Genomic DNA, 14,126 nt, shown 5'->3' with positions numbered 1-14,126 from the left:
TCCCCGGCGTACCCGGATGCCTGATCGCCGACGGCTCCCCGGCGCCCGCCGGTTGGCGGGCCTCGGGGAGCCGTCGGGAGTCGGGTCGCGCCGGTCGGCGCCGGCTAACGGCCGAGCAGGCGGTCCAGGAAGTCCCGGTGCCGGCGGACCACCATCCGCAGCTGTTCGGTGTCGGCGGCGCCGTCGTCCTGCCAGCCGCCGAGTTCGTCACGCTGCCGGGTCAGGGCGGCGGTGACCGCCTCCACGGACTCCCGGACCAGCCGGTGGGCCTCCTCGGTGGCGCCCGGCGGGTCGTCGACGAAGCGGAGCTGCACGTCCCGCCACCGGTCCCGCAGGCCCCGCACGGTCTCCTCGTCGAGGATCGCGACGATCGGCTCGGCCGGCGCGGCACCGGGCGGCAGGTTTCCGTCCGCCGTCCCGGTCGTGGCCGTGCCGTTCGCCGTGCCGGTCTCGTCCGGCCCGCCGGCCTCCGCCCGGGCAGGGGTACCGCCGGTCAGCGCGTCGGGGTTGCCCGCGCTGAGCACGTCCGGGTTCACCGGGTGCGCCACCCCGACCGCCGAGCCCTCCGGCACGGGCCGGCCGAACGGGTCCGACTCGACCCCGTCGGCGGCCGGTACGCCGCCCCGGTTGGCGGTGGCGGCGTCGGCCGCACCGAGGCTGCGGTCCGGTACCTCCTGCGGGGCGACGCCGTCGGCCCGCTCGTCACCGATCCCGTCGGCCCGCTCGTCGTCGACACCGTCGGTCCGCTCGTCGTCGATCCCGTCGATCCGGTCGTCGACCGGACCGTCCCCGGAGCGGACGGTGTCCTCGTTGCGCGGGTCGCGGTGGCTGCCGGCCAGCGCGGAGGCTGCGACCGCACCGCCGACGCTGGTGGCGCCGAAGCTGGTGGGCAGCGGTGCCGGCTCGTGGAACTCCGGCGCACCCGAGCGGTCCCGGGGGTCGCCTCCGGCGTCGTCGGCGTCGTCGGCCCGCGCGGTCTCGTCGGCCGGCGTCTCGTCGACCCGCTCCGGGTCGTCGACCCGGGCGGCGGCGTCCGGGGTGTCGACCCGGGCGGTGGCGTCCGGATCGACGACCGCGTCCTTGCCGGCGTCCGCCCCGGCGGTCGCGGGCACCTTCCGGGTGTCGTCCCGGATGTCGTCCTCGGCCGCGGGGTCGGCGGATTCGCCGGTACCGGTGCCGCCGGTGACGTCGGCCTGGCTGGCGTGCGCCTGGCTGGCGTCGGCGAGGTCGCCCCGGTCACCGATGCCCGCGCTGTCGCGGTCGGCGTCGCCGGAGCGGCCCGCCGGGGAGCGCTCGGTCAGCGCGTCGTCGTCCAGCGCCGCGTCCTCGGCCTCCTCCTCCGCCGACCGGTCCTCGCCGCGCCGGTCGTCCCGGGCTCGCGCCGGTGCGGCCGGGTCGGACGAGAAGGCCGGCCCCGAACCGCTGGTGGCGAGGTCGTTGTCGTAGGAGCCGCGCTCGTCGAGCGCGTCCGGGCCTTGGTCGCCGGTGCCCTCCGGGTACCGGTCCCGCTGCCGGCCCTCGGCCCCGCCGGCCTCGACCTGGCCGGGGCCGGTCACGGGTACCGGCTCGGAACGGATCACGTCGGTGCCGCCGTTGTCGGTCTGCTGTTCCTGGTGACGCATGGCGAAGTGCCTCCTCACCGGCTCGGTACGTCCTGCGGGGTGTCCGGACGGGTCCCGTCCGAGGACTGGCGTACGGGGTCCTCGCCGAGCAGGTCGGCGAAGAGTTCCCGGTAGTGCACGACGGCCTGGCGGAGCTGCTCGGTGCTGGCCTCGCCGCGCTCGTTGCGTAGCTGGATCTCGTGCGCGTCCCGGTAGTGGGTCAGGGTGCGGGCGTGCTCGACGGAGAGGTGGGCGAGCTGCTCGTCGTACTCGCCGACCGGATAGCCGCGCTCGGCGATCAGCCGGGTGACCAGTTCGTCCGCCGCGCCCACCGCCTCGGCCGGGGAGTCGACGAAACGGGCCTGGATCTCCTCCCAGTCGGCCGCGTACCGCTGGCGGGACTCGGCGGAGAGCGGAGTGAGCGTCAACTCCGCGTGGCGGCGTTCACGTTCCCGGAGTTCCTGCTCGGCGGCGGACCGGCTCTGCTGCTCGGCGACCACCCGGTCGTACTCGGGACCGAAGCGGCTGCGCAGGGCACGGCGGCGGCTGGCCACCCAGATGGCCGGTACGGCGGCGGCGACGGCGAGGACCACAAGGATGATGAGGACGACTTCTATGGGCGACATGGCTCCTCCTTCGTCTCCTGCTATTCCCGCTCGGCCCTGATCACCAATCCAGATCTGGCACACTTTCGTGCCCGCCGGCGGGAACCGGCGCGCGGCGGCAGGAACCGGTCGAGGGCTGCCTGACCGGGCAGAACGCTCCGAACCGCCGCGCCGGGGGAGGAGGGTCGCCGCCGACGCCGTGCGGCACCCCCGCGCCGAGCGCCCGGCCGAGTGGCACGCGCGACAAAACTTGACTCATTCCAGAAAACGCGGTTGGCTGGTCTGGTGCCGCTCGGGACGGCACCGGTCGGAGCGTCCGAACCGCCGCCCGTCCCCGACACCCGGCCGGTCGCCCGACCGACCTGCCGGCGACCCCGCCCCGGGACGCACGCCGCCCCGGTGCCGGGGCACCACCTCGGCCACGACGGCGTGCCCGACGATCCGGGCCGTGAGGTGGACGGCCGCGTTGAACCGGACGGAACATCCGCTCTCCGGGCGGACGACGTCGCGTACCCGGCCGTTGCCCGACTGCCAGGAAGAGCACGGACAGGAGGAGACCTGATGAGTGATCCCCAGGAGAAGAAGCCGACGCTCACGACCCGGCAGGGTCACCCCGTACACAACAACCGGCAGCAGCGGACGGTGGGCTCGCGCGGTCCGGCCACCCTGGAGAACTACCACTTCCTCGAAAAGATCAGCCACTTCGACCGGGAGCGCATCCCGGAGCGCGTGGTGCACGCGCGCGGCTTCGTCGCGCACGGCGAGTTCGAGGCGTACGGGACGATCGGCGACGAACCGGCCTCGACGTACACCCGGGCCAAGCTCTTTCAGAGCCCCGGCAAGAAGACCCCGGTCTCGGTCCGCTTCTCCACCGTGATCGGCGGGCGGGACTCCTCCGAGGCGACCCGCGACCCGCGCGGCTTCGCGGTCAAGTTCCGCACCGACGACGGCAACTGGGACCTGGTCGGCAACAACCTGCCGGTCTTCTTCATCCGGGACGCGATCAAGTTCCCGGACGTGATCCACGCGCTGAAGCCGGACCCGGTCACCTTCCGGCAGGAGCCGAACCGGATCTTCGACTTCATGTCCAACACGCCGGAGTCGATGCACATGCTCAGCTGGCTGTTCAGCCCGCGCGGCATCCCGGCCAACTACCGGACCCAGGACGGGTTCGGGGTGAACACCTACCGGATGGTCAACGCGGCCGGCGAGGGCGTACTCGTCAAGTACCACTGGAAGTCGCAGCAGGGCATCGAGTCGCTGACCGAGGAGCAGGCCGCCGCCATCCAGGCGACCGAACTGGGGCACGCCTCGAAGGACCTCTACGAGGCGATCGAGCGCGGCGACTACCCGAGGTGGGAGCTGAACGTCCAGATCATGAGCGACGACGAGCACCCCGAACTGGACTTCGACCCGCTCGACGACACCAAGACCTGGCCGGAGGACGTCTTCCCGCTCCGCCCGGTCGGGATGATGACGCTGAACCGCAACGTCGACAACTTCCACAACGAGAACGAGCAGATCGCCTTCGGCACCGGCGTACTGGTCGACGGGCTGGACTTCAGCGACGACAAGATGCTGGTCGGCCGGACGTTCTCCTACTCCGACACCCAGCGCTACCGGGTGGGCCCGAACTACCTCCAGTTGCCGGTCAACGCGCCGCGGCCGGACGTCGCGGTCAACACCAACCAGGACGGTGGGCAGATGTCGTACGGGGTGGACCACCGGGGCGGCAACCCGCACATCAACTACGAGCCCTCCTCGGTGGCCGGGCTGGCCGAGGCCGACGAGTCGTACCGGGAGTACCGGCCGCACGTCTCGGGGCAGGTCATGCGGGCCCCGATCGAGCGGCAGAACGACTACGCGCAGGCCGGCGAGCGGTTCCGCACCATGCCCGACTGGGAGCGGGACGACCTGGTGAAGAACCTGGTCAACCAGCTCGGCCAGTGCGACAAGCACATCCAGGAGCGGATGGTCTGGCACCTGCGGCAGTGCGACGAGGCGTACGGGCGGCGGGTCGCCGAGGGACTCGGGCTGGCCGCCGGCGCCTGATCGGGGCGTACCCGGAAATCACCTCCCGGCAGTCGGACGGGGCGTCCCCCGGCGCGAGCGCGCGCCCGGGGGACGCCCCCTGCCCGGCTCCCGCCGGGGCCGCCGACCGCCTAGACTGCCCGGCATGACGCACCGACATTAATTCCCCGCCGGAGGCCGGCCCGGCCCGCGCTGCCGGGGCCCGCCCGGGACGTTCGTGACCCGATTTCCGAGTCCGAATCGTCCCCGTGGGAAGGCCTCATGCCCGTCACCTCGTCACCCGCGCCGACCGCTCGCGCGCGGCGTTTGACCACCACCTTCTACCTCTACGCGTTCCTGGACGACTTCGTCCTGCTCTACCCGGTGTACGCGCTGCTCTTCACCGACACCGGGTTGTCGGTCGCGCAGATCTCCTCGCTCTTCGTCGTCTGGTCGCTGACCGGGATCCTCCTGGAGGTCCCCTCCGGGGTCTGGGCCGACGCCGTGTCCCGGCGGCTGCTGCTCGCCGTCGCCCCGCTGCTCGGCGCCGTCGGCTTCGGGCTCTGGGTCGCGGCACCCTCCTACTGGGTCTTCGCGCTCGGCTTCGTGCTCTGGGGGGTACGCGGCGCGCTCCAGTCCGGCGCCGCCGAGGCGCTGCTCTACGACGAACTGGACCGGCTCGGCCTGGCCGACCGGTACGGCCGGGTGATCGGCCGGGCCAGCACCGTCAGCCTGCTCGGCGCACTGCTGGCCATCGCGGTCGCCACCCCGGTCTTCGCGGCCGGCGGCTACCCCGCGGTCGGGGTCGCCAGCGTGCTGGCCAGCCTGCTCTGCGCGGTCGTGGGACTGGCCCTGCCGGAACACCGGACGCCGGCACCGGGCGTCGGCGTCCCGACCGGCCCGGAGACCGCCGGCCCCGGGCTCGACCGGGGGTCCGGCGGCGGCGTCGCCCCGTCCGGGGAGCTGGTCCGGGTCGCCCCGGCACAGCCGGCGACCGAGGACCCGTCGCCCGGCCCCCTCGCGATCCTCCGGGTGGCGCTGGCCGAGGCCCGGAACAGTCGGGCGGTACGCCGGGCCCTGCTGCTGCTGCCGGCGATGCTCGGCATCTGGGGCGGGCTGGAGGAGTACCTGCCGCTGCTGGCCGGCGAGGTCACCCCGACGGCCGGCGTGCCGCTGCTGGTGCTGCTGGTCTGGGCCGGGGTGATGCTGGGCGGCCTGCTCACCCCGCTCGGGCAGCGGCTGACGGCGCGGCGGTTCGGCGCGGCGGTCGGGGCGGCCTCGATCGCCCTGGCCGTGGGGGCGCTGGCCGGCCGGCCGGCGGGCTTCGTACTGGTGGCGGCGGCGTTCTGCGTCCTCCAGATGGCCAGCCTGGTGGCGGACGTACGCCTCCAGGAGAGCATCACCGGACCGGCCAGGGCCACCGTGACCTCGCTGGCCGGGCTCGGCACCGAACTGGTCACCATCGGGGTGTACGGCGGGTACGCCCTCGCCTCGACGGTCGCCGGGCACGGGGTGGTCTTCGCGCTGCTCGCGTGCCCGTACCTGGTGCTGGCGGTGGCGTTGCGCCGGGCCGGAGCGAGCTGGGACCGGCGGCGGCCGGTGCCCGGCGGGCGGCGCTGACGCCGCCGTAGTGATTTGTCCGGCCGGAATTGCTGGTGGGGGTGGGTCGGTCCGAACGGCCCACCCCCGGTCACCGCATTGGCTCATCGACGGAAGTCGAGATCAATTGGCAAAGACAGTTATCAATTTATTTGCCAGATTGGATCAACCAGAGACCCGTTGTCCGGTAGTGCGCGCGGCTTTGATTACGTATCCTGCCGAAGGCACGCGCGCCCGTGACCCTCGGACTCTGGCCGGAGCCGCGGGCCGCCGGTGCGGGTGTCGACCCTGACACATCCCCTTCCGGCGAGGTCTGATGGAAACCCAGAACTGGCCGATCCGCTCGAAGATCGTCGCGCTGGTCGCCGTGCCGATCCTCGCGTTGTCGGCGCTCTGGATCTTCGCGACCACGCTCACCGTCGGACCCGCGTCGAACCTGCTCGCCACCCAGACCCTGCTGGACGAGGTCGGGCGGCCGGGGGAGACGCTGGTGGTGGAGTTGCAGCAGGAGCGCCGGCTCTCGGTGCGGCAACTGGTCGACCCGAGCGCCGCCACCGTCCTCGCCGAGCAGCGGATCCGCACCGACCGGGCGATCGCCGACTTCCGCCGCCGGACCTCCGACGCCGACCTGCGGGACACCACCGGCGCGCTGCTCGACGCCCGGATCGACCAACTGCTCACCGCGGTCGACGCGCTGCGCTCCGGACGCGTCTTCATCGACCGCCGGACCGTCGACGCCAGCGGAGCGCTCGGCCTCTACAGCGGGATCATCGACGCCGCGTTCCGGACCTTCTCCGCGCTGAACACGCTGCCGGACGAGACGCTGGCCCGGGAGGCCCGGAGCCTGACCGAACTCGGCCGGGCCCGGGAGGTGCTCGCCCAGGCCGACGCGCTGCTCGCCGGGGTGTTCAGCGCGGGGCGCTTCGCGCCGGGCGAGCACGCCCAGTTCGTCCAGATCGTCGGCACCCAGCGCTTCCTCTACTCGGCGGCGACGGCGGAGCTGCCGGACGCCGACCGGGTCGCATACCAGCAGCTCACCGAGGGGGACGCGTACGTCCGGCTGCGCCGGATGGAGGACGACCTGATCGCCCGGGGAGCCGGCGACAGCCTGCCGGTCGACGCCCGACAGTGGCAGAGCAGCTACGACTCGGTCCAGCGGCAACTGCGCGACTTCGAGCTGACCGGTGCCGACGCGCTCGCCGACCGCAGCCGGCCGGTCGCCGCCGGCATCCTGGTCCGGTTGGGTCTCGCCGGCCTGCTCGGCTTCGTCGCCGTACTCCTCTCCGCGATCATCGCGCTGCGGATCGGCCGTTCGCTGGTCCGGCGGCTGACCAGCCTGCGGGCCGCCGCGCTGAACATGGCCGACGAGCGGCTGCCCGACGTCGTCGGGCGGCTGCGCAAGGGCGAGGAGGTGGACGTCGAGACCGAGGCGCCACCACTCGACTACGGGCAGGACGAGATCGGCCAGCTCGGTCAGGCGTTCAGCGAGGTGCAGCGCACCGCCATCGCCTCGGCGATCGACGAGGCCGCGCTGCGCCGAGGTCTGCGGGACGTCTTCCTCAACATCGCCCGGCGCAGCCAGACCCTGCTGCACCGCCAGCTCGCGCTGCTGGACCGGATGGAGCGGCGGGCGGCCCAGCCCGACGAGCTGGAGGACCTCTTCCGGCTCGACCACATGGCCACCCGGATGCGGCGGCACGCCGAGGACCTCGTCGTGCTCGCCGGGGCGGCACCCGGCCGGGGCTGGCGCAACCCGGTCTCCATGGTGGACGTGATCCGGGGCGCGATCTCCGAGGTCGAGGACTACGCCCGGGTCGACCTGGTCACGGTGGCACCGGCGGCCACCGCCGGCCGGGCGGTCGGCGACGTCATCCACCTGCTGGCGGAGCTGATCGAGAACGCGACGTCGTTCTCACCGCCGCACACCCGGGTGCAGGTCACCGGGCAGGTGGTCGCCAACGGGTACGCGATCGAGATCGAGGACCGGGGCCTGGGCATGGCCACCGAGGCGATCGAGCAGGCGAACCGCCGACTCGCCGACCCACCGGACTTCGACCCGGCGAACAGCGCCCGGCTCGGGCTGTTCGTGGTCGCCCTGCTCGGCGCCCGGCACGGCGTACGGGTGCAGTTGCGTCCCTCCCCGTACGGCGGGGTGACGGCGGTGGCGCTCATCCCCGGCGACCTCGTGGTACCCGACACCTCCGCCCCGGCGGCCGACCGGGGTGACGGGGCCGGTCCGGAGTCGGCGGGCCCGACCCGGGGCGGCGGTCCCCGCCGGACCGGCGGCGGCGCGGACGGCTCGGAGACGATCGAACTGCCGGCCCAGGCCGGCCCGGCCGCCACCGTGCCGGCGGACGCTGCCGAGCCGCCCGCCGGACCCGGCACCACCACCGGGCTGGGGCCACGACGCAAGGCGGGTGCGGCGCTGGCGGCGCTGGTCGCCGCCGGCCGGCCGGAGACACCGCAACCTGACCCGGCGGCCGACGGCGCGGCGGAGCCGGCGGCTCCCCGACGGGACACCCCGACCTCCGACCCGACCGACGCCGGCCAGCCGGACTCCACCGCCGGCCCCGGCGGCGCCGCCCCGGAGGACGGGCCGGAGACCAGCCCGCGATCCGGCGTACGGATGCCGAGGGCCGGTGCGCTGCGCCGACGCGGCGTCGACCCGACCACCGCCCCGACCCCGGCCACCGCCCCGACCCCGGCCACCGCCCCGACCGGCGCCGCCGCGTCGACCGCCCAGACCACCGCCGCTCCGGCGGCCGCCGCACCGGCCGGTACGACGGCGCCCACCGGACCGGTGTCCCGCCCGGCGATGGACGACGACACCGTGGTCCTCCCGGCGGTCCCGCCCAGCGGCGGACCGGTACGCCCGGCCACCGGCCCGGTCGGCCCGGACGGCCTGCCCCGGCGGGTCCGGCAGAAGAGTCTCGCGCCGCAACTGCGCAACGGACCCGTGGCCAACTCCGACCGCTCCCCGGGTGCCGCCGCCGGTGGCACCGTCGGCGGCGAGTTGGACGAGCCGCAGCCGCGTACCCCGGAGCAGGTGCGGGCGGTGATGGCCGCGTTGCAGTCCGGCACGGCACGGGGACGGCGGGACGCCGAGGAGCTGACGCCGCCCGGCGACACCTCCGATGCCACCGCCCGGGTCGCCGATCCGGGTGTCACGAATTCTGAAGGGGACGGGTGAGTGGTGCACACGACGAAGGCGGGTGCGGACCTCAGTTGGCTGCTCGACGATCTCGTGGAGCGCGTACCGTCCGCGCAGCAGGCCGTACTGCTCTCCGCGGACGGACTGCTGATGGCCGCGTCGCGGGACCTGGGCCGGGAGGCCGCCGAACACATGGCGGCGATGGCGGCCGGCTTCCAGTCTCTGGCGAAGGGGGCCAGCCGGCACTTCCAGGCGGGACCGGTCCGGCAGACCGTGATCGAGATGGAGTCCGCGTTCCTCTTCGTCACCGCCGCCGGTCAGGGCGCCTGTCTCGCCGTACTGGCCAGCGCCGCGTCGGACATCGGCGTCATCGCGTACGAGATGGCGATGCTGGTGACCCGGGTCGGGCAGAACCTGTCCGCGCCGAGCCGAACATCGCGGGCGCCGGCAGATGCGGAGTGACGCACCGGGGCCGCACCACGACTGGCTGGACGACGACGCCGGGCCGGTGGTCCGGCCGTACACCATGACCGGTGGTCGGGTCCAGCCGTCGGCCGGCCGGTTCGACCTGATGGCGTTCGTGGTGGCCGGTCCGCCGGAGGACGACGGCGACGACGGTCCGCAGCCGCACCCGGAACAGCGGGCGATCATCGCCCGGGCGCAGCAGCCGATCACCGTCGCCGACCTCGCCGCCGACCTCAACCTGCCGGTGGGGGTGGTCCGGGTGCTCCTCGGCGACCTGCTCACCAGCGGCCGGATTTCGATGTACGACCCACCCACCTCGCGCCAGTTCCCCGACGACGACATCCTCAAGGCGGTGGTCAATGGACTCCGGGCTCTCTGACCAGGGGACGGCGAAGCGGCGCATCCCGCTCGCGCTGAAGATCCTGATTGCCGGCGGCTTCGGCGTCGGCAAGACGACCCTGGTGGGCGCGGTGAGCGAGATCCGCCCGTTGCAGACCGAGGAGGTGCTCACCGACGCCGGGGCCGGCACCGACGACCTCTACGGGGTGGAGGGCAAGCAGACCACCACCGTCGCGATGGACTTCGGCCGGATCACCATCAACCCCGATCTCCAGGTCTATCTCTTCGGTACGCCGGGGCAGGACCGGTTCTGGTTCCTCTGGGACGAGTTGGCGTTCGGCGCGCTCGGCGCGGTGGTGCTCGCCGACACCCGTCGGCTCGCCGACTGCTTTCCGTCGGTCGACTACTTCGAGCGCCGGGGGATCCCGTTCGTGGTCGGGGTCAACTGCTTCGACGGGGCGAAGCGGTTCGGTCCCGAGGCGGTGCGCAGCGCGCTCGACCTGGACGCGGACGTGCCGGTGGTGCTCTGCGACGCGCGGAGCCGGCAGTCCGGCAAGGTGGTGCTGGTCGCCCTGGTGGAGCACGTCGCCGCCCGCCGCGCCGAGCGGGTCTCGGCGAACTGAGCGGGTAGCCCCGCCGCCCGGCCCGGTCGATCGCGTCGACCGGCCGGGTTCAGCCGGTGACCACCAGCACGTCCAGCCGGCGGGGCCCGTGCACGCCCTCGACCCGGTCGAGTTCGATGTCGCTGGTCGCCGAGGGTCCGGAGACCAGGGTGATCGGCCGGGTCGGGTCGGCGAGCCGGGCGAGCGCCTCCGGCACCCCGCCGACCACCTGCGCGGCGTGGACCACGCAGAGGTGGTGGTCGGGTACCAGGCTTAGCAGCCGGCGCCCCTGGTCCGGGCCGCCGTCCAGCAGCAGCGTGCCGGTCTGCGCGATCGCCACCGCGCAGCCGGTGACCACGGCCACGCCCGGTGCGTCGAGGTCGGCCACCGTCAGCGGCTCCGGGTCGCCGTCCCGCCGGATCCGGCCGAGGTACGTCGAGAGCCACTCTTCCGGCGCCTGCCCGGGTACGACCACGGTCGGCACCTCGCCGAGCAGGTCGGCCAGCGCCTCGGGCAGCTCCTGCGGCGCGCAGCGGCGTACCGTGGCCCGGTAGTCGACCAGGCGGTCGACCAGCAGTTCGAGCAGCTCCGCGTCGGCGGGTGCCGCCACCTGGTTGCCGGCCGGGGCGGTGCGGTAGTCCCGGGGCACCGGGACGGTCCCGTCGGGCCGGGCGGCGCGGATCCGGGCCAGGATCTCCTCCCGGGCCGACGTGGATGCCGCCATCACCGGTCCTCCTGCTCGCTCGTGCGGTCCCGCCCGGCCCACCAGTCCCGGAACGTCTGGCTGGCCGGCAGCGGGGCGTCCCGGCTGGCGGTCCAGGCCGACAGTGGCCACGGCAGCCGGCGTACCTGTCCGCGTCGTCCGGCGGCCAGCCGCAGCGGGGCCGCGCCGCGCCGGGCGGCCCGGAGCGCGGCGGCGTACCGGCGGCGGTCCCGCATCGTCCAGGCCAGCGCCCGCATCGCGGTACGTTCCGCCGAGGGTCGGCCCCGGCGCGCGTCCACGCCAACCTGCCGCAGGTGCACCAGCACCTCGGGGATGTCGATCCGGACCGGGCAGGCGTCGAAGCAGGCGCCGCAGAGCGTCGAGGCGTACGGCAGGGTGCGGTTCGCGCCCGCATCCGGGCCGGTCATCTGTGGGGAGAGGATGGCGCCGATCGGGCCCGGGTAGACCGACCCGTACGCGTGCCCGCCGACCCGTTCGTAGACCGGGCAGACGTTCAGGCAGGCGGAGCAGCGGATGCAGCGCAGCGCCTGCCGGCCCACCGGATCGGCCAGGGTCGCGGTACGCCCGTTGTCGACCAGCACGACGTGCATGGTCTGCGGCCCGTCCCCGGGGGTGACCCCGGTCCAGAGCGAGGTGTACGGGTTCATCCGCTCGCCGGTCGAGGAGCGGGGCAGCAGTTGCAGGAAGACCTCCAGGTCGCGGAAGGTCGGCAGCAGCTTCTCCACCCCCACCACGGAGATCAGCGTCTCGGGGAGGGTCAGGCACATCCGGCCGTTCCCCTCGGACTCCACCACCGCCAGCGTCCCGGTCTCGGCGATCGCGAAGTTGGCGCCGGAGATCGCCACCTTCGCGCTGAGGAACTTGGCCCGCAGGTGTCGGCGGGCCGCCTCGGCGAGCGCGGGCGGGTCGTCGGTGAGCGTGTCGAGGTCGACCCCGGGCATCCGGCTGGCGAAGATGTCCCGGATCTGCCGGCGGTTGTAGTGGATCGCCGGTACCAGGATGTGTGACGGGGTGTCGTCGGCGAGCTGCACGATCAGTTCGGCGAGGTCGGTCTCGACCGCCGCGATGCCGGCCTCGTCGAGCGCCTCGTTGAGGCCGATCTCCTGGGTGGCCATCGACTTGATCTTGACTACCTCGGTGCTGCCGGTCCGCCGCACCAGCTCGGTGACCAGGGCACACGCCTCGGCCGAGTCCCGGGCCCAGTGCACGGTCGCCCCGGCGGCGGTGGCGGCGGCCTCGAACTGTTCGAGCAGCTCCGGCAGGCGGGCCAGTACGTCGTCCTTGATCGCCGCGCCGGCCCGGCGCAGCGCCTCCCAGTCCGGCACCTCGCCGACCACCCGCAGCCGCTTGTCCCGGATCGTGTGGGTGGCCCGGCGCAGGTTGGCCCGGAGCTGCCCGTCCGCCAGTTCGCGCCGGGCCGCCGTCGGAAACGGCAGCGGCGTGACGATGTTCCCGGTACCCGTGCTCATGCCCGCTCCCCGGTGCTCGCCAGGATCTCCGCGTAGTGGATGGCGCGCGGGCCGCCTGTCCCGGTGCCGTCGCGCCGGGACAGGCCGCCGCCGATGTGCGCCAGGCAGGAGTTGTCGGCCGCCGCCACGTACGCCGCCCCGGTGTCGCAGACCGCCGCGCACTTGTCGGCCAGCATCGCGGCGGAGACGTCGGCGTTCTTCACCGCGAAGGTGCCGCCGAAGCCGCAGCACTCCTCGGCGCCGGGCAGCGGCACCAGGTCCAGCCCGCGTACCGCGCGCAGCAGCCGCAGCGGCCGGTCGCCCAGCCGCAGCATCCGCAGGCCGTGGCAGGTCGGGTGGTAGGTCACCCGGTGCGGGAAGACGGCACCGACGTCGGTCACCCCGAGCACGTCGACCAGCAGCTCGGAGAGTTCGTGCACCCGGGGCGCGAGGTCGGCGACCGCCGCCGCCAGGCCCGGGTCCGCCACGGCGAGCCGGGGGTACGACTCCCGCACCATCGCCACGCACGAGCCGGACGGGGCCACCACGGCGTCGTACCGGCCGAAGGTGTCGACGAAGCCGTGCACCAGGGGCAGCGCCTCGGCCCGGTAGCCGCTGTTGGCGTGCATCTGACCGCAGCAGGACTGCTCGACCGGGAACTCGACGGTGTGGCCGAGCCGCTCCAGTACGCGTACCACGGCCCGGCCGGTGCCCGGATAGACCAGGTCGTTGACGCAGGTGACGAAGAGGGCTATCCGCATCGGGTTCCTTCGAAGAACGGCAGGTGCCGGTCGGCGGCGGCGAGCAGGTGGTCGCGCATGGCGGTGCCGGCGGCGTCCGGGTCGCCGGTGCCGATCGCGTCGACGATCCGCAGGTGCTCCCGGGTGCTGGTGCCGTAGTGCGCGGTGGGGAAGTGCAGCCGGAACAGGTGCAGGTGGGCGCGGAGCCGGACCACGGCCGCGTGCAGCATCCGGTTGCCGGACCGTTCGGCGAGCAGGTGGTGGAAGCGGGCGTCCTGGGCGGTGAAGGCGGCGATCGCGGCGAAGCCCTCGGTCCCGGGTGTCTGGTCGGGCAGCTCGGCCTCGCGGCGGAGTTCGGCCAGTTCGCCGGTGGGCCCGGCCGGGGCGTCGGCGGTGTCGGCGCCGGGCTGTCCGGCGAAGCGTTCGGCCAGCCGCCGTACCGAGGCGGTCTCCAGGATCAGCCGCATCTCCACCAGTTCGTCGAACTCGGTCCGGCTGAGCAGCGGGGCGGCGGTGTAGCCGGCCAGCGGCCGCTTCCGGACCAGTCCGTCGGACTCCAGCCGGGCCAGGGCCTCGCGGACCGGGGTCGGCGAGACCTCCAGCCGGCGGGCCAGCGCGTCGATGTTGATCCGCTCGCCGGGGGCCACGGCATGGTCCATCACGAGGGCGCGTACCGACTCGTAGACGTCGTCGGCGAGGGTGGTCCGGCGAGCCGGTCGGAGCAGCCCGTTCACGATCGAAGATCCTATAGGTTCCGGCCCGCAGCCGGAAGATCCTCGGGTCCGACCCGGCGTGATCGCCGGGCCGACGGCGCCGGGCTCTGGTTTGATCGGGCCGGAGCG

Annotated in this window: 11 protein-coding genes and 1 pseudogene; 6 read left to right on the top strand and 6 right to left on the bottom strand. The window is 74.0% G+C overall.

Annotation, left to right across the window (positions count from 1 at the left end; genetic code table 11):
* Nucleotides 1–104: 104 nt before the first annotated feature.
* A complete protein-coding gene (locus tag C6W10_RS22690; RefSeq protein WP_107260313.1) occupies nt 105–1,622 on the bottom strand; it encodes a hypothetical protein in 1,518 nt (505 codons plus the stop codon).
* Nucleotides 1,623–1,636: 14 nt separating this feature from the next.
* Nucleotides 1,637–2,227 carry a hypothetical protein gene (locus tag C6W10_RS22685; RefSeq protein WP_107260311.1) on the bottom strand — a complete coding sequence of 197 codons (591 nt, stop codon included), beginning with the start codon at nt 2,225–2,227 and terminating at the stop codon, nt 1,637–1,639.
* Nucleotides 2,228–2,767: 540 nt separating this feature from the next.
* Between C6W10_RS22685 and C6W10_RS22680 the strand changes: the two genes are divergently transcribed.
* The 6 genes and pseudogenes from C6W10_RS22680 to C6W10_RS22655 all read left to right on the top strand — a co-directional run bounded on the left by C6W10_RS22680 (nt 2,768) and on the right by C6W10_RS22655 (nt 10,393).
* Nucleotides 2,768–4,258: a catalase gene (locus tag C6W10_RS22680; protein WP_107260309.1), complete on the top strand. Its 1,491-nt coding sequence runs from the start codon at nt 2,768–2,770 to the stop codon at nt 4,256–4,258.
* A 240-nt stretch (nt 4,259–4,498) separates the two neighbouring features.
* Nucleotides 4,499–5,836 carry an MFS transporter gene (locus C6W10_RS22675; protein WP_107260307.1) on the top strand — a complete coding sequence of 446 codons (1,338 nt, stop codon included), beginning with the start codon at nt 4,499–4,501 and terminating at the stop codon, nt 5,834–5,836.
* Nucleotides 5,837–6,131: 295 nt separating this feature from the next.
* Nucleotides 6,132–8,642 (top strand): annotated as a pseudogene (locus tag C6W10_RS39510) (nitrate- and nitrite sensing domain-containing protein); the annotation flags it as partial.
* 363 nt (nt 8,643–9,005) lie between these two features.
* Nucleotides 9,006–9,428, top strand: a complete 423-nt coding sequence (locus tag C6W10_RS22665) for a roadblock/LC7 domain-containing protein (protein WP_107260304.1) — start codon at nt 9,006–9,008, stop codon at nt 9,426–9,428.
* The gene (locus tag C6W10_RS22660; protein ID WP_107260302.1) at nt 9,418–9,810 is read left to right on the top strand and encodes a DUF742 domain-containing protein; all 393 of its coding nucleotides are present in this window, start codon (nt 9,418–9,420) and stop codon (nt 9,808–9,810) included. Before C6W10_RS22665 ends, C6W10_RS22660 begins: the two co-directional genes overlap by 11 nt.
* Nucleotides 9,791–10,393 carry an ATP/GTP-binding protein gene (locus C6W10_RS22655; protein ID WP_107260300.1) on the top strand — a complete coding sequence of 201 codons (603 nt, stop codon included), beginning with the start codon at nt 9,791–9,793 and terminating at the stop codon, nt 10,391–10,393. The genes C6W10_RS22660 and C6W10_RS22655 overlap by 20 nt, the downstream gene beginning before the upstream one ends.
* Before the next feature lie 49 nt (nt 10,394–10,442).
* Here C6W10_RS22655 and C6W10_RS22650 read toward each other — a convergent pair whose 3' ends face one another.
* Genes C6W10_RS22650 through C6W10_RS22635 form a run of 4 tightly spaced genes read right to left on the bottom strand, consistent with a single transcriptional unit; the run spans nt 10,443 to nt 14,018 of the window.
* Nucleotides 10,443–11,096: an LUD domain-containing protein gene (locus C6W10_RS22650; RefSeq protein WP_107260298.1), complete on the bottom strand. Its 654-nt coding sequence runs from the start codon at nt 11,094–11,096 to the stop codon at nt 10,443–10,445.
* Entirely contained in the window at nt 11,096–12,565 is a 1,470-nt protein-coding gene (locus C6W10_RS22645) for a lactate utilization protein B (RefSeq protein ID WP_107260296.1), read from the bottom strand. The genes C6W10_RS22650 and C6W10_RS22645 overlap by 1 nt, the downstream gene beginning before the upstream one ends.
* Nucleotides 12,562–13,305, bottom strand: a complete 744-nt coding sequence (locus tag C6W10_RS22640; RefSeq protein WP_107260294.1) for a (Fe-S)-binding protein — start codon at nt 13,303–13,305, stop codon at nt 12,562–12,564. The genes C6W10_RS22645 and C6W10_RS22640 overlap by 4 nt, the downstream gene beginning before the upstream one ends.
* Entirely contained in the window at nt 13,296–14,018 is a 723-nt protein-coding gene (locus C6W10_RS22635) for a GntR family transcriptional regulator (protein ID WP_234361386.1), read from the bottom strand. Before C6W10_RS22635 ends, C6W10_RS22640 begins: the two co-directional genes overlap by 10 nt.
* Nucleotides 14,019–14,126: the final 108 nt, after the last annotated feature.

This window comes from Plantactinospora sp. BB1 (assembly GCF_003030385.1).
GTDB lineage: Bacteria > Actinomycetota > Actinomycetes > Mycobacteriales > Micromonosporaceae > Plantactinospora.
The sequence above is the reverse complement of the archived record's forward strand: the minus strand, read 5'-3'. Positions and strand labels throughout refer to the sequence as shown.